The following is a 16332-nucleotide window of genomic DNA, read 5'->3' as shown; positions in this document are numbered from 1 at the left end:
ACGCCTCCCTCAGCGCAGCTTGGGGTCGAGGGCGCTGCGTACCGCATCGCCGAACATCAGGAACGCCAGGACGGTGATCGACACCATGACCGACGGGATCAGCAGGACATGCGGCGCGGTGCGCAGCTGGTCCTTGGCCGCCGAGACGTCCAGGCCCCAGGAGACGGCGGGCTCGGCCAGTCCGATGCCGAGGAAGGACAGCGTGGCCTCGGTCGCGATGTAGCCACCGAGCGCGATGGTCGCCACGACGATCACCGGCGCGACGGCGTTGGGCAGGATGTGCCGCAGCATGATCCGCGACGTGCTCGCGCCGAGCGCCCGGGCGGCCACCACGTAGTCGTTGTGTTTGATCGAGATCACCGCGCCGCGCGCCACACGGGCGATCTGGGTCCAGCCGAGGAAGGCCAGGGCGAGGATGATCACCGGCAGCTTGCGCTCGGCGAAGGTGGTGAGTACGACCATGGCACCGAGCAGGAAGGGGATACCGAAGAAGATGTCGATGATCCGGGAGAGCACGGCGTCCAGCCAGCCGCCGAAGTAACCGGCGGTCATGCCGACGACGGTGCCGACGGCGGTGACGATCAGGGTCACGCCGACGGCCACGGCGATGGAGTTGCGGGTGCCGTGCACCACGCGGGCGTAGATGGAACGCCCCTGCACGTCGTAGCCGAACCAGTCGGGGGCGAAGAAGTTGCCCCAGTGCGGCTTCTGCAGATAGCGGTTGGCCAGGTCGCCGTCGCGCGGTGAGGCGCCGGTGAAGAGCCCCGGCGCGATCGCCATGACGAGCAGCAGCACGATCAGGATCGCGGAGACCACGAAGAGCGGGTTGCGCCGCAGTTGGCCCCAGGCATCGGTCCACAGGCTGCGCGCCTTCTCGGGCTTGCCCGTCCCGGGCAGCACCTCGACGGTCGGCGTCTTCGGGCTCGTGGTGGTGGGTTCGATTACCTCAGGCATAACGGATCCTCGGGTCCAGAACCGCGTAAAGCAGGTCGACGATCAGGCTGGCGACGAGGTAGATGATCACGATCAGCGTGACGATGCCGACCACGGTGGATCCCTCACGCCGGGTCAGCGCCTCGAAGACGGTGTTACCGATACCGCGGACGTTGAAGATGCCCTCGGTGACGACGGCACCGGCCATCAGCGTGCCCAGCTCCGTGCCCAGGAAGGTGACGACGGGGATGAGGGAGTTGCGCAGCAGGTGGACGGTGACGATGCGGCGGCGCGGCAGACCCTTGGCGACCGCGGTGCGGACGTAGTCGGCGCGCAGGTTCTCCGCCACGGACGTCCGCGTCAGACGCGCGACATAGGCGAGGGAGAGCGCCGCGAGCACCACGGCGGGCAGCATCAACTGCCCCAAATTCTCCGAGTCCTGGACGTTGGGTGTGGTCAGCCCCAGCTCGAAGGCGAAGACGTACTGCGCCAGGTAACCCATCACGAAGGACGGGATGGAGACCAGGAGGAGCGTCAGGATGAGCAGAGCCCGGTCCACCAGGGTGTCGGGGCGCAGGCCGGCGATCAGACCGATCGTGATGCCGACGACCGACACGAAGACGAAGGCGAAGAGCGCGAGTCTGAGGGTGACCGGCAGCGCCTCGGCGATCACTTCGGAAACCGGTCGCTGGCTGGCGATCTGGGTGCCGAAGTCGCCCTGGAACAGCCCCGTGAGGTAGTCCCAGTACTGCAGCAGGAAGGGCTTGTCGAGACCGAGGCTGTGCTTGATCTCGTGGATCTGTGCCTGGTCGAGTGCCTGTTCTCCGTAGAGCGCCCGTACGGGATCACCGGGAAGGGCGAACATCATGCAGAAGATCAGGAAGGTGGACCCGATGAACACCGGGATCATCTGGAGCAGTCGCCGTGCGACAAAGCGCCCCATGGTGCCTCCGAGGGGTTTGAGACGGCCCGGAGGGCCGCTCCGCGTGTGCGGTGGAGCGGCCCTCCCTGGGCTGGCCCGGCGGCGCGGGCTGCGCGCCGCCGGTATTCGGCCGAGTGGGGAAGTGGCCCGTGGGCCCGCTTACTTGACGGTGATGTCCGTCATGATGATGTCGCCGTGGAAGTCGACCGTGACGTTGTCGACGTTCTTGCTGTGGCCGGCGTCGATGCCGTAGTTCCACAGCGGGATGGCGGGCATCTTCTTCAGCAGGGCCTTCTCCGCCGCCTGGTACAGCTTGATCGACTCGTCCAGGTCCTTGGCGTTGTCGCCGGCCTTGAACATGTTGTCGATCTCCTTGTCGGAGAAGTGGCCGTTGTTGGCCTCGGCGGTGGTGCCGTACAGCTCCCGCATGAAGTTGACGTTCAGCGGGTAGTCGGCCGTCCATCCACCCCGGTACAAGCCCTTGACCTGCTTGTTGTCACGAGCCTCAAGGTCGGTCGGGAAGTCCGGCTTGGCGTCCGGCAGGCACTCGATGCCGGTGGACTTGCGGATGGACTCGCAGACCGCGGTCACCCACTCCTTGTGGCCACCGTCGGCGTTGTACTGGATCCAGAGCTTGTTGCCCGGGACGCCGCCGCCGTCCTTGATGAGCTTCTTGGCCTTCTCGGGGTTGTACGTGAAGACATCGGTGTCGAGCTTCTGGTTGCCCAGGACCTGGGGCGGCGTGAAGCTGGTGGCCGGCACGCGGGTGCCGTGCAGGATGTTCTTGGTGATCGTCTCGCGGTCGATGCCCATCGACAGACCCTGAAGGACCTTCGGGTCGACGTCCTTGAAGGTCTTGCTGTAGAACGCCGGGACGATCGACACGACGCCCGCGAAGGGCTGGTTGACCGCGCCCTCACCGAGGTCGGACTTGTACTTCGGCAGGTCCTTCGGGCCGATCTGGCGGCTCACGTCGAGGTTGCCGGAGCGCAGGTCGGTGTAGGCGGCCTCAAGCGAGGTGTAGCTCTTGAAGAGGACGCCCTTGTTCTTGGCCTTGTTCGGACCCTGGTAGTCAGGGTTGGCCTTGACCTGGATCAGCTTCTTGTGCTGCCACTTCTCGAACTTGTACGGGCCGGAGCCGATCGGCTTCTGGCCGAACGCCTTCGGGTCCTTGAAGAACGCCTTGGGCAGTGCCGCCCAGGTGTAGTAGCCCAGCTTGTACTCGAAGTACGGGACCCGCTTGGAGAGCGTCACCTCGATGGTGGTCTCGTCCAGCGCCTTCAGGCCCGACATCTTGTCGGCCTTGGGCTTGCCCTTCTCGGGGTGGACGTCCGCGTAGCCCTTGATGTCCTCGAACCAGAAGCTGTTCTGCTGCTTGTTCTCAAGGTTGGCGTTCCAGTTCCACGCGTCCACGTAGGACTGGGCCGTGATCGGCTCACCGTTGTGGAACTTCCAGCCCTTCTTGAGCTTGATGGTCCACGTCTTCGAGTCCTTGGTGTCGACCGAGTCCGCGTGTACGTACTGGATCTTGCCCTGGTTGTCGAAGTCGATGAGGTGGGCGTAGAGGGCGTTGACGACGTACGCGCCGTTGGCCTCGTTCGTGTCTGCCGGGAGGAGCGGCTTCTGCGGCTCACCGACCTCGATCGACACATAGCCGTCGGGCTGGCCCGCAGTCTTGTTGTTGTCACTGCCACCACCGCCACAGGCGGTTGCGGCCAGGGCGACGACTATCGCGCCCGCGACACACTTGGCACTCTTGGCACCACGCACAGGGTTCCTCCTCATGAGACCACTTGATCGCTACAAGAGGGGGTACGAGAGATCACGCCGACACCCCTGACGGCGGAGATCAAGTACCCCAGTGTGCTCGTGAGTCGGCGCTCCCCACAGCGCGTGACCCATTGACCCGAGCCATATGAGCCCAACTATTAGCCATGAGTCCCCCGCCGACCACAGCCTTTTGGTCTCGGTTCAATCACACCTGGCCCGTACAACTTCCAATATCCGGACATATCGATCCGAGATAGATGGCCGCGAAACGGACTCGTTACACATCTATCGGTCAAGGGCGTCCGTTAACCGGACGTCTGGCGCAGAGAAACCAGTTGCGCGGGCGCCACTCGCGTTGCAGGACAAGCGGACGACCGTTGCGAAGCCGTGACGGGACGATGACCGTGCGTGACTGTCGGGCCGGGCGGCCGTGGTGCCGCACACGACGCTGGGCCCGGCATCCTGGAGGATGCCGGGCCCAGCGTCGATCAAATCAAGCCAACGAGCCGTGGTGACGAATCAGCAGTAGCGCTTCTGCACGTACTTCGCGAGGGACTTCTTGGAGACGCGCTCACCGCAGCGCACCGCGCCGTCCACCTCCGCGCTGAAGGTCCTCGCCTTGCCCCACGACGACTTGATCCACTGGGTGCCGCCGTCGCAGCGGTAGCCCTGCCACGTTCCCGTGGCCTTGACGGTGCCCCGGTAGAAGAAGTACTGGCCCTTCTTCGTGAGCTTGTCCTTGACCTTCACGGTCCGCGTCGTGGTGTTGTCCTTCTGGTGCGTGAAACTGCCCGAGACCTCCACGTCGAGGCTCTTCAGGATCTTGCCCACACTGAATCCCGCGGAGCCGCCGGCCTCGACGGACCTCCCCGAGGTGACCGTACTGGTGTGCGTAAGGGTCTTGGTGATCGTGCGGGCGCCGCCCGAGTAACCCTTCTCGTACCCCTTCACCTTGTGCGTGAGCTTGCGCCCCCGGTCGGTGGTCACCCAGTCCACCTTGCTCGTACCGCGCTCACAGATGATCGGCGCCGCACTCGCCGTCGTGGCCGGAACCGCGACGAAGAACGAAGCGGCGAGGCCGGTCGTCGCCATGGCCGCTGCCAGTCTCCTGGTCAATGTGTCTCCCCGTGAAACAGGGGGAGACGCATGCCGCCCGCTCCCCCAGTTGACGCCCCATCACCTGACGGAACACGGTCACCTTAAGAGCCGGAGAACACGCCCCGCCACAGAGTTGAGCGAAGCTTGAGCTTCAACTCGTCTTGTGGCAGCCGTAGTTACAAATTCACCCATCCGAAACCCGTCCGGAAACCTGCCGGAATCCCCACCGGAAACCCGCCGGAGGTGAGAACCACGGGCGGCGACGTCAAAAGAGGGGCCGCCCCTCCGTGGAATTCCACGGAGGGGCGGCCCCTTCGCATGTCGCCATGCGGTCGGCCCCCAGCGGGGTCACCGCACCGCCGGCGTCAGCTGTGCTTGGCGCGCGACGCGGCGCGCCCGCGCTCCTTCTGGTCCAGGACGACCTTGCGGATACGCACGGTCTCCGGGGTCACCTCGATGCACTCGTCGTCCCGGCAGAACTCCAGGGACTGCTCAAGGGACAGCTTGCGCGGCGGGACCACGTTCTCCGTGGAGTCGGCCGACGCGGCACGCATGTTGGTGAGCTTCTTCTCCTTGGTGATGTTCACGTCCATGTCGTCGGAGCGCGAGTTCTCACCGATGATCATGCCCTCGTACACCTCGGTGCCGGGCTCGGTGAAGATGACACCGCGCTCCTGGAGGTTGATCATCGCGAACGGCGTGACCTTGCCGGCGCGGTCGGCGACCAGCGAGCCGTTGTTACGGGTCTTCAGCTCGCCGAACCACGGCTCGTGGCCCTCGAAGATGGAGTGCGCGATGCCGGTGCCGCGGGTCTGGGTCAGGAACTCCGTACGGAAGCCGATGAGGCCGCGGGACGGGACGATCCACTCCATGCGGATCCAGCCCGAACCGTGGTTCGTCATGGTCTCCATGCGGCCCTTGCGGGCGGCCATCAGCTGCGTGATGGCGCCGAGGTGCTCCTCGGGCGAGTCGATCGTCATGCGCTCGATCGGCTCGTGGACCTTGCCGTTGATCTCCTTGGTGACCACCTCGGGCTTGCCGACGGTCAGCTCGAAGCCTTCCCGGCGCATGGTCTCGACGAGGATGGCCAGCGCCAGCTCACCGCGGCCCTGCACCTCCCAGGCGTCGGGGCGCTCGGTGTCCAGGACGCGGAGCGAGACGTTACCGATCAGCTCCTTGTCCAGGCGGTCCTTCACCTGGCGGGCGGTGACCTTGTGGCCCTTGCCGCCCTTGCCGACCAGCGGCGAGGTGTTCGTACCGATGGTCATGGAGATCGCCGGCTCGTCGACCGTGATCAGCGGCAGCGCGATCGGGTTCTCGGGGTCGGCCAGGGTCTCGCCGATCATGATGTCCGAGATACCGGCGATGGCGCAGATGTCACCGGGGCCGGCCTTCTCGGCGGGCTTGCGGGTGAGCGCCTCGGTCATCATCAGCTCGGTGATGCGGACGTTCTGCTGGGTGCCGTCGCGCTTGATCCACGTGACGGTCTGGCCCTTGCGCAGCTCGCCCTGCTCGACGCGGCAGAGCGCGATACGGCCGAGGAAGTTGTCGGCGTCCAGGTTGGTGACGTGGGCCTGGAGGGGGGCCGACTCGTCGTACTCCGGAGCGGGGACGTGCTGGAGGATCGTCGAGAAGAACGGCTCCAGGCTGTCGCTGTCGGCCGGGACGGTGCCGTCCTCCGGCTTGGTCAGCGAGGCGATGCCGTCACGGCCGCAGGCGTAGACGATCGGGAACTCGATCTGGTCCTCGTCGGCGTCCAGGTCGAGGAAGAGGTCGTACGTCTCGTTGACGACCTCGTCGATCCGGGAGTCCGGGCGGTCGGTCTTGTTGATGCACAGGATGACCGGCATCCGGGCCTGGAGGGCCTTGCGGAGCACGAAGCGGGTCTGCGGCAGCGGGCCCTCGGAGGCGTCGACGAGCAGGACGACCGCGTCCACCATCGACAGACCGCGCTCGACCTCACCGCCGAAGTCGGCGTGGCCGGGGGTGTCGATGATGTTGATGGTGATGACGTCGCCGCCATCCTTCGGGTGGTACTTGACGGCCGTGTTCTTGGCCAGGATCGTGATGCCCTTCTCACGCTCCAGGTCGTTCGAGTCCATCATGCGGTCGTCGAGCGACTCCGCGGCGTGGGCGGCGAAGGCGCCGGCCTGCTTGAGCATGGCATCGACGATGGTCGTCTTGCCGTGGTCGACGTGGGCGACGATGGCGACGTTACGAATGTCGTGGCGCGTGGGCATACAGCTGCGCTTCTCCCGGGAAGAGTGGACGGCGGCGCGTACGGTCCGGTACGCGTACCCTGCCGGGCAGACAACACGCCACGGCCTTACCCCAGTCTACGTGGCTTGCGCGGAGGCAGCCTCCGCGGGGGGTTTCCGGGCAGCGGCGAGCGCGCGCCCGGGATAGGGGTGTCAGGGGTGAAACCGCAGGTCAATGGGTTGATACGACCTTGCCCGCCGAGGTGGTCGGCGGGCAAGGGAGTTGAGCGGAATCTGAGCGTCGGTCCCGTGAAGAGATGGTGTACGTCACTTATACCGGGCGTACGTCACGGTGTGCGGGTCAGTTCTTCGAAGGCGCCCCCGACGGCTTCGCACCCGGCTTCAGGAAGCCGATGTCCTCGTAGTTCGGGGCCTGGAAGCCGAAGGCTCCGGCGTTGGCGAGGTTCGGGCGGGCCGCCATCAGCTGGGGCCGCTGGTAGAGGGGGATGGAGCCCGCCTCGGCCCAGATGCGGGCGTCCGCCTTCTTCACCAGGGAGCGTGACGTTTCTTCATCGAGCTCGCTCATCGCCTGATCGAACAGCTGGTCGATGTGGTCGGTGCCGACGCGCGTGTAGTTCTGCTCGACGTTCAGCGAGCCGTCCGCGGCCGGGACCGGCTTGGCGTAGATCGGGCGGGCGTCGGTGGCGGGGAAGGCCGACGCGGGCCACGAGTAGAGGGCGAGGTCGTACTGACCCGAGGCGATGTGGTCCTTGAAGTAGCTGCTGTCGGAGACCCTCGCCGTCTCCGTGCGCACGCCGATCTTCTCCAGCATCCGCGAGATCCGATCGGCCACCGCCCGCAGCGGTTCCGAGCCGTCTCCGGAGGGCAGCACGAAGCGGAGGGTGAGGGGCTTGCCGTCCTTGGCGAGCGGCGCGCCCGCGGCGGGCGCGGGGGTGCCCTTGGGGGCGTACGCGCCGGGGGCGCCGCCCTTGGCCTGGTCCCGGGAGTGGGATCTGACCGCGGACTGCCGGTCGCCCTGCTGCCCCGTGCGGTCGGCGGTGTCCTTCCTGTCCAACTTCTGCCCGGCTCGCTCCTCGGACCGCTGCTCGGAGTCCAGCTCGGACCTCAGCTCGGATCGCGGTCCGAACCGCTGTCCGGACCTCTGCTCGCGCTCCTTCTCGGCTTTCTTGACGGCCTTCTTTGCGGCTTTCTGCGCGGCCTTCTCGCTAGCTTTCTGGGCGGCCTTCTCCTTCTCCGCCCGCTTCTTCTCGGCCTTCTTCTCGGCCTTCTTCTCGGCCTTCTTCTCCGCCTTCTTCTGCTCCGTCTCGGCCTCGGCCGGCAGACGCAAGATGTCCGCCTGACGCGTCAGCGCGGCCTTCTGGCGGGCGGCGGCGGGGGCGGGCGCGAGCACGGGGGAGCTGCTGTCGCCGGGCTTCCCGTCGTCCTCGCCGACGATGTACGTGCCGTCGCCGGAGCGGGACCCCGAGCCGGACTCCGAGCCGGACTCCGTGTCCGATGGCTCGGCGGAGGACTCGCCGCCCGCCGTCTTCGTCTTCTTCTTGTCCTTCAGCTCGTTCTTGACCGGCCCACCCGGCACCCATCCCGCGTCCGCGAGGAGCGCCCGCGCCTCGGCGGTGTCCTGCTCGCCGAGGGCCCCGCTGTTGTCCGCGTACGCCTCCTGTCCCGCGAGCGCGAGGTGGCTGCCGACCGGCACGGCGGGCAGGCCGAGCGGCTTGAGCACCGCCTCGGCGATCTCCTCGCGGTCCAGGGCGCGGGCCACCGCCCGGCGCACCCGGTCGTCCGCGAGCGGGCCCGCGGAGCCGTTGAGGGCGAGCTGCGTGTAGGCCGGTTCGAGGGACTTGCGCACTACGTAGCCGCTCAGGCCCGCCTGCTCGGTCGCGTACTTCTTGACCGCCCTGCGGGTCTTCTCGCGGGCCTCGTACTCGGCCTGTGCGGCCTCCTCGTCGGAGCCGTTGACGATCGCCCAGGAGCGCAGGGCCTTGGCGGGCGTCAGCTGTGCGCCGGGACCGTGGGCCGGTGACCCCTCGCCGGCCTTGTCGTGGGTGGCGAGCGAGATCCGCCCGGCCTCCGTGGAGTCGATCTCGGCGAGGTCCACCTTGCCCTTGGCCAGCGCCTCGGCGCGTTCGCTCCGGGACACCTCGCGCAGCACCAGCTTGTCGAGCTTGGCCGGCCGTCCCCACCAGCGCGGGTTGCGCCCCAGGGTCACCTCACCGGCCGACCGGTCGATGTCCGTGACCGCGAAGGGGCCCGCGGTCGCCTTCAGCTTGCGGCGGGCGCCGTCGTTGAAGGAGTCGGGGCTGCCCATGACCTGCTTGGGGTAGAGCGGGGAGAACAGGGAGCGCCAGTCCGCGTACGGCTTGTTGAAGGTGACCCGCACCTCCAGGTTGTTCGCGCCGCGCTCGATCTTCTCGATGCGGTCGTATCCGGCGTTCCGCGCCGTCCAGTACGCGGTGTCCTTGCCGGACAGGGCGCGCCACTGGGCGGCGAAGTCGTCGGCGCCGATCTCGCGGCCGTCGCTCCAGACCGCCTGCTGGTTGAGCTTGTACAGGACGACCTGCCGGGGCTCGCGCTCGACGACCTTCGCCGACTCCAGGTAGTCGGCGTTGCACTGCGGCCTGCCCCGCGCGTCGAGGCGGAACAGGGAGGGCAGGACCGCACCCGCGATCCGCGAGGTGCCCGCGTCGGCGTCGGACTGGAAGGTGTTGAGGGTCTCGGGCAGCGCGTCGAGCGCCCAGTTCATGGTCCCCCCGTCGGCGACCATGCCCCGGGCCGCGGGAGCGACGTCCTGGCCAGCGGCCAGCCCGCCGGCCTCGTCGTGCGAGCTGCATCCGGTGAGGGCGGGCAGAGCCAGCACCCCCGTCGCGAGGAACACGACAGATCTGACTCCGACGCGGTCGTGGGACATGGCTGGTACCTCCGGGGTCCGGGGCTCGCCCGGCCCCCCGCTACCAGGACCGGGCCGGGATTGATCACGTTTGGCGGTATATGGAGCTGATCACATCTATGGCCCCACTGAAGGTGACCGGGCGGGGCGCGCGCCGCAGACACGGCGTGGCGGGGTCCGGATGCCACCCGTGCGGCCCAACGCGCCGGAGTGCTCGGGGCCGGGAGCGGTGCGACGGGAGCGGCGCGATGGGGCGGTGCTACGGGAGCGGCGCGATGGGGGCGTGTTCCGGCGCATTCGTGGCAGGGGCGTGATCCGGCGTATCCCCGGCAGGGGCGTGATCCGGCGTATTCACCGCCCTCGATCCGGCAATCGGTGCAGATCTCTTCACAAGCCGGGATGTGACGCGCGACACTCGCTGGCGCATGAGCGTTGCCACCGCACCCCAGAAGTGAGGGCAAGTCATGGCTCTGCACGATGAACTGACAGCCGTACAGCGCTGCGTCGACGAGTTGGTCCGCACCGTCGGCAGGCTGGAGCGCCAGGCCGGCGACCAGTTGGCGGGCGTCGACGTACGCCGGGTGCGCACGGACACCGACCGGCTGACCGAGAGCGTCGCCCTGCTGCGCTCCGCCACCGCGCCGCCCGCGCCGCGCGAGCAGCCGCTGCGGACCGACCTCGTGACCATTCCCGACACGCCGTACGACAGCTCGCTGTGGACGAACGCCGGGGACTGCGACGACGAGGGCCTGGGGGCCCGCGACCGCCACGCCCCCTGACGCCCGTCCCGCCGAGCCCCTCCCCCGCGTACGCCCGTACGCCCGTATGCCTGACACCGCGGTACCCGAGGACAAAGGAGTGGAGCCTCGTTGGCCACCGGCACGGAACCCCAACCGAAGAGCGGAACGGCCCCCGGCGGCGGCGTGCGCGACGGCACGCGCGCCGCGATCGCCGCTGCCCACCTGCGGACCGACCGCTGGTGGCTGGCGCCCGCGGCGACCGCCGCCGGGTTGCTCGCCTTCGTCGTCTACTCGACCTGGCGGGCGTTCGCGAACGCGGACTACTACCAGGCACCCTACGTCTCGCCGTTCTACTCGCCGTGCCTGGCCGACAACTGCGAGCCGATGCGCTCCGGCCCCAACTGGGAGATCTTCGGCAGCTGGTGGGGCCTGTCGCCGGCGCTGCTCATCCTGATCTTCCCGCTCGGCTTCCGGCTGACCTGCTACTACTACCGCAAGGCCTACTACCGCGGCTTCTGGGCGTCACCGCCCGCCTGCGCGGTCGCCGAGCCGCACAAGAAGTACACCGGTGAGACCCGCTTCCCGCTGGTGCTCCAGAACATCCACCGGTACTTCTTCTACGCGGCGGTGCCGGTCGCGGGCATCCTCACGTACGACACCGTGCTCACGTTCCGCGACGAGCGCTACGAGTGGGGCCACATGGGCCTCGGCACGCTCGTCTTCCTGGTCAACATCGGGCTGATCTGGGCGTACACGCTCTCCTGCCACTCGTGCCGGCACATTGTCGGGGGCAAGCTCAAGCACTTCTCCAAGCATCCGGTCCGCTACCGCCTGTGGCAGTGGGTCGGGAAACTGAACGCACGCCACATGCAGCTCGCGTGGGCGTCGTTGGTGAGCGTCGCGCTCGCCGACTTCTACGTGTACCTGATCGCGTCCGGCGCCTTCGACGATCCGAGGTTGTTCTGATGTCTCAAGTGGAACGGCAACAGTGGGATGTTGTCGTGGTGGGCGCCGGGGGTGCCGGTCTGCGGGCCGCGATCGAGGCGCGTGAGCAGGGCGCCCGTACGGCCGTGATCTGCAAGTCGCTGTTCGGCAAGGCCCATACGGTGATGGCCGAGGGCGGCATCGCGGCCTCCATGGGCAATGTGAACTCCGGCGACAACTGGCAGGTCCACTTCCGCGACACCCTGCGCGGCGGCAAGTTCCTCAACCAGTGGCGGATGGCCGAGCTGCACGCGCGTGAAGCACCGGACCGGGTCTGGGAGCTGGAGACGTGGGGCGCTCTGTTCGACCGTACGCCGGACGGGCGGATCTCCCAGCGCAACTTCGGCGGGCACGAGTACCCGCGCCTCGCGCACGTCGGCGACCGCACCGGGCTCGAACTGATCCGCACTCTCCAGCAGAAGATCGTCGCGCTCCAGCAGGAGGACTTCCGGGAGCTGGGCGACCACGAGGCGCGGCTGAAGGTCTTCCAGGAGTGCACGGTGACCCGTGTGCTCAAGGAGGGCGAGAGGGTCGGCGGGGCCTTCTGCTACGACCGCGAGTCGGGCCGCTTCTTCGTCCTTGAGGCGCCGAGCGTGGTCCTCGCGACCGGCGGCATCGGCAAGTCCTTCAAGGTGACGTCGAACTCGTGGGAGTACACCGGAGACGGGCACGCTCTCGCGCTGCTCGCCGGGGCGCCGCTGCTGAACATGGAGTTCGTGCAGTTCCACCCGACGGGCATGGTCTGGCCGCCGTCGGTCAAGGGCATCCTCGTCACCGAGTCGGTGCGCGGTGACGGCGGGGTGCTGCGGAACTCCGAGGGCAAGCGGTTCATGTTCGACTACATCCCCGACGTCTTCAAGGAGAAGTACGCGCAGTCGGAGGAGGAGGGCGACCGCTGGTACGACGACCCGGACCACAACCGCCGCCCGCCCGAGCTGCTTCCCCGCGACGAGGTCGCGCGTGCCATCAACTCCGAGGTGAAGGCGGGCCGCGGCTCGCCGCACGGCGGCGTCTTCCTGGATGTGTCGACGCGGATGCCCGCCGAGGTCATCAAGCGGCGGCTGCCGTCCATGTACCACCAGTTCAAGGAGCTCGCGGACGTCGACATCACCGCGGAGGCGATGGAGGTCGGGCCGACCTGTCACTACGTGATGGGCGGCATCGCGGTGGACTCCGACTCCGCGGCGGCGCGCCGCGTGCCGGGGCTCTACGCCGCGGGCGAGGTCGCCGGCGGCATGCACGGCTCCAACCGGCTCGGCGGCAACTCCCTGTCCGACCTGCTCGTCTTCGGACGGCGCGCGGGGCTGCACGCGGCGCGGTACACGGCCGGGCTCGCCGCGCGGCCCGTCATCGACGAGGCGCAGGTGGCCGCCGCGGCGGCCGAGGCGCTGCGGCCGTTCAGCGCGGAGGGCCTGGCGGACGGGGCGACGCCGGAGAACCCGTACACCCTGCATCAAGAACTCCAGCAGACCATGAACGACCTGGTCGGCATCATCCGCCGCGAGGCCGAGATGGAGCAGGCCCTGGAGAAGCTCGCCGAGCTGCGGGTGCGGGCGCGGCGGGCGGGCGTCGAGGGGCACCGCCAGTTCAACCCCGGCTGGCACCTCGCGCTCGACCTGCGCAACATGCTGCTGGTCAGCGAGTGCGTCGCCCGCGCCGCCCTGGAGCGCACGGAGAGCCGCGGCGGCCACACCCGCGAGGACCACCCGGAGATGAGCCGCGAGTGGCGGCGCGCCAATCTGCTCTGCCAACTGACCGACCCCAGTGACGGATTGGCCGCGACGGACCCCGTGCGTGGCCAGATCGACCTCGTCCGTGTCACGACCGAGCCCATCCGCCCGGACCTGCTCGCCCTCTTCGAGAAGGAGGAGCTGGTCAAGTACCTGGCTGAAGAGGAGCTGTACGAATGAGCTCGACGAGTTCGTACGACGCGCGGTTCAAGGTCTGGCGCGGGGACCTCGGCGGCGGTGGCCTGGAGGACTTCAAGGTCGAGGTCAACGAGGGCGAGGTCGTCCTCGACATCATCCACCGCCTCCAGGCGACCCAGGCGCCCGACCTCGCGGTGCGGTGGAACTGCAAGGCGGGCAAGTGCGGTTCGTGCTCGGCGGAGATCAACGGCCGGCCGCGGCTGATGTGCATGACGCGCATGTCGGTGTTCGAGCGCGACGAGGTCATCACGGTGACGCCGCTGCGGGCCTTCCCGGTGGTGCGGGACCTGGTGACGGACGTCGGTTTCAACTACACGAAGGCGCGGGAGGTGCCGGCGTTCGTGCCGCCGGCGGACCTCGGACCCGGCGAGTACCGCATGCAGCAGGCGGACGTGGACCGTTCGCAGGAGTTCCGCAAGTGCATCGAGTGCTTCCTGTGCCAGGACACGTGCCATGTGGTGCGCGACCACGAGGAGAACAAGGGCGCCTTCGCCGGGCCGCGCTTCTTGATGCGGGTCGCCGAGCTGGACATGCATCCGCTGGACGCGGCGGCGGAGTCGGGCCTCGACCGCAAGCGGACGGCGCAGGAGGAGCACGGGCTCGGCTACTGCAACATCACGAAGTGCTGTACGGAGGTGTGTCCGGAGGGCATCAAGATCACGGACAATGCGCTGATTCCCTTGAAGGAGCGGGCGGTCGATCGTAAGTACGATCCGCTGGTGTGGCTGGGGAACAAGATCCGGCGGCGGAGGGAGTAGCCCTCGGGGGCGAGCCTCAGGGTTCGTGGCGCTTGGGGTTTGTGGCTCTGGGGGCTCGTGACACTCGGGGCTTGCGGGGGCTCTTGACGCCCGGGGTCGTGGCTCTTGGGGCTCGTGACACTCGGGGCTTGCGGGGGCTCTTGACGCCCGGGCTCGTGGCTCTTGGGGCTCGTGACACTCGGGGCTTGCGGGGGCTCTTGACGCCCGGGGTCGTGGCTCTCGGGGTTTGTGGGGGTAATCCCCCAGTCGGGATTTCCGTGGTTTCCCCCATGGTGGCGGGGGGTCGGCAACGATCAGCATGGAGGCATGACTTCTCCTGCCTCCCTGACCCGTCGCTCGCTCCTCGGGTTCACGGCCGCCGGGCTCGCGGCGGGCCTGGTGCCGACGCCCGCGGCCGCCGCCACGCCCCGCACCGGTGCGCGGGTCCGACTGCCCGCGCCGACCGGCCCGTTCGCGATCGGGACCGTGTCCGCCCGGCTCGTCGACCGGTCACGGCCAGACCCGTGGGTGCCCCCGCTGCCGTACCGCGAGCTGATGATCGACGTCTGGTATCCGGCCGCGTCCGACCCCGGCGGTGGGCACCGCCGCGCGCCCTACATGGCGCCGGGCGCCGCCGCCCACTGGGACGCCGCCGCGCCGCACGGCATCCCGCAGGGCGCCCTCGACTTCGCCGCCCTGCGGACGCACGCGCGGCAGGCGGCGCCCGCCGAGGCGCGCGGCGGGCGCCGTCCCGTCCTTCTGTACGCGGCGGGCGCGGGCGACCCGCGCACGTGGGGCACCACACTGGTCGAGGAGTTGGCGAGCCGCGGCTATGTCGTGGTGACCGTGGACCACACCTACGAGAGCCCCGGTGTGCAGTTCCCCGACGGCTCGGTCAAGGACAACGGTCCGCTGCGAGCGGCCATCGCCGAGGCGCAGCGTGACGGGACGATGTCCGAGCTGCTCAAGAAGGTCCTCGGGGTCCGGGTCGCCGACGCCACGTTCGTCCTCGACCACCTCGGCTCGCTGCCGCACGGCCTGTCCGCGATCGTCGACCGGGGCCGCGTCGGCATGGTGGGGCAGTCCGCGGGCGGGGTCTGCGCCGCCGAGACGATGTACGAGGACCGCAGGGTCAAGGCGGGCGTGGACCTGGACGGCACGCTGGAGCTCAACCCGGAACCGAACGGCACGAACCTGCTGCCGGTCGCGCGGCACGGCCTGGACCGCCCCTTCCTGCTCATGGGCCGCGAGGGCAGCGACCGTACGACCGAGCCGTCATGGCGGTCCTTCTGGTCCCACAGCACCGGCTGGAAGCGGAACCTCACGCTTCGGGACTCCAGACACCAGACGTACACCGACCTGACCACCCTGCTGCCGGCGGCCGGGGTGGACCGCGCGACCATCGAGGAGAAAATCGGCACGATCGACCCGGCCCGGGCGGTGACGGCCCAGCGGGCCTACGTGGTGTCGTTCTTCGACCGGTGGCTGAAGGGTGAGGACGACGGCCTCCTGAAGCGGCCCTCCGAACGCTACCCGGAGAATTCGCGGGCTGACGGTTCATGAGTGGACGGTTCGTTCCCTCGGGCGGGGCGTGGGTGATCTCCGAGGGCCGCGTCGCCCGGTGTTCTGCGCGGTTCAGCCAGTGGAGGTACCAGGCGGCGAACCAGTGGAGGTACCGGGCGGCGAAAGTGACCCGGCCGGGTCCGTCCACGAACTCGACGGGGAGTACGCCCTCGGCGGCCGCTCTCGCGTCGTGCCACATCGTGCCGCGGTCGGGGCCGGTGACGGCCGGCAGCGTGCAGGAGCCGCAGCCCTGCTCGCTCACGCGGAGCGTGCCCTCGGTCAGGACCTCAAGGAGCTCGTCCTCGCGCCGGTCCCAGGCGTGGTGGTCGCGGCGGAACCGCGCCTCGTCCTCCGGCGTGTTGCCGTACGCCGCGCGCAGCGGCTCCGCGTCCTGGTGGTCCGCGAACTCCCGGGTGCGTTCGGGGCGGAAGGGGCGCGCGCAGTGGTGCCTGGCGGGTGGCGTGTCCGGGCCGGGCGGGCGGACGGGGAACAGGCCGTAGTCGGGTCCGGCGCCGCCCGCGCCGACCTCCAGCAGGAAGCCGCGGTACTCCGCG

At 68.8% G+C, this 16332-nt stretch carries 11 protein-coding genes; 5 read left to right on the top strand and 6 right to left on the bottom strand.

Annotation, left to right across the window (positions count from 1 at the left end; translation table 11 throughout):
* Positions 1-9: 9 nt before the first annotated feature.
* From ACOBQB_RS34465 to ACOBQB_RS34440, 6 genes are all read right to left on the bottom strand, one after another.
* Positions 10-954 (bottom strand): ABC transporter permease, encoded by a 945-nt coding sequence (locus ACOBQB_RS34465; RefSeq protein ID WP_423597460.1) that lies wholly within the window; start codon positions 952-954, stop codon positions 10-12.
* Complete coding sequence (locus ACOBQB_RS34460) at positions 947-1876, bottom strand: ABC transporter permease (RefSeq protein ID WP_423597459.1); 930 nt, start codon at positions 1874-1876, stop codon at positions 947-949. The genes ACOBQB_RS34465 and ACOBQB_RS34460 overlap by 8 nt, the downstream gene beginning before the upstream one ends.
* A gap of 138 nt (positions 1877-2014) precedes the next feature.
* Positions 2015-3625 carry a peptide ABC transporter substrate-binding protein gene (locus ACOBQB_RS34455; RefSeq protein WP_423597457.1) on the bottom strand — a complete coding sequence of 537 codons (1611 nt, stop codon included), beginning with the start codon at positions 3623-3625 and terminating at the stop codon, positions 2015-2017.
* Between the two features lie 519 nt (positions 3626-4144).
* On the bottom strand, positions 4145-4717 hold the full coding sequence (locus tag ACOBQB_RS34450) for a hypothetical protein (RefSeq protein ID WP_423597456.1): 573 nt from the start codon (positions 4715-4717) through the stop codon (positions 4145-4147).
* Positions 4718-5088: 371 nt separating this feature from the next.
* Positions 5089-6963 (bottom strand): translational GTPase TypA, encoded by a 1875-nt coding sequence (gene typA / locus ACOBQB_RS34445; protein ID WP_423597454.1) that lies wholly within the window; start codon positions 6961-6963, stop codon positions 5089-5091.
* 319 nt (positions 6964-7282) lie between these two features.
* Positions 7283-9847, bottom strand: coding sequence for an ABC transporter substrate-binding protein (locus ACOBQB_RS34440; protein WP_423597452.1), 2565 nt, complete (start codon positions 9845-9847; stop codon positions 7283-7285).
* A 443-nt stretch (positions 9848-10290) separates the two neighbouring features.
* Between ACOBQB_RS34440 and ACOBQB_RS34435 the strand changes: the two genes are divergently transcribed.
* From ACOBQB_RS34435 to ACOBQB_RS34415, 5 genes are all read left to right on the top strand, one after another.
* Positions 10291-10605 carry a hypothetical protein gene (locus ACOBQB_RS34435; protein ID WP_423597450.1) on the top strand — a complete coding sequence of 105 codons (315 nt, stop codon included), beginning with the start codon at positions 10291-10293 and terminating at the stop codon, positions 10603-10605.
* Positions 10606-10695: 90 nt separating this feature from the next.
* Positions 10696-11532, top strand: coding sequence for a hypothetical protein (locus ACOBQB_RS34430; RefSeq protein WP_423597448.1), 837 nt, complete (start codon positions 10696-10698; stop codon positions 11530-11532).
* Complete coding sequence (locus ACOBQB_RS34425) at positions 11532-13460, top strand: fumarate reductase/succinate dehydrogenase flavoprotein subunit (RefSeq protein ID WP_423597446.1); 1929 nt, start codon at positions 11532-11534, stop codon at positions 13458-13460. The genes ACOBQB_RS34430 and ACOBQB_RS34425 overlap by 1 nt, the downstream gene beginning before the upstream one ends.
* On the top strand, positions 13457-14236 hold the full coding sequence (locus ACOBQB_RS34420; protein WP_423597445.1) for a succinate dehydrogenase/fumarate reductase iron-sulfur subunit: 780 nt from the start codon (positions 13457-13459) through the stop codon (positions 14234-14236). Before ACOBQB_RS34425 ends, ACOBQB_RS34420 begins: the two co-directional genes overlap by 4 nt.
* 306 nt (positions 14237-14542) lie before the next feature.
* Complete coding sequence (locus ACOBQB_RS34415) at positions 14543-15778, top strand: alpha/beta hydrolase family protein (protein WP_423597443.1); 1236 nt, start codon at positions 14543-14545, stop codon at positions 15776-15778.
* Positions 15779-16332: the final 554 nt, after the last annotated feature.

Source organism: Streptomyces sp. G5(2025) (assembly GCF_049542075.1).
GTDB lineage: Bacteria > Actinomycetota > Actinomycetes > Streptomycetales > Streptomycetaceae > Streptomyces.
The sequence above is the reverse complement of the archived record's forward strand: the minus strand, read 5'-3'. Positions and strand labels throughout refer to the sequence as shown.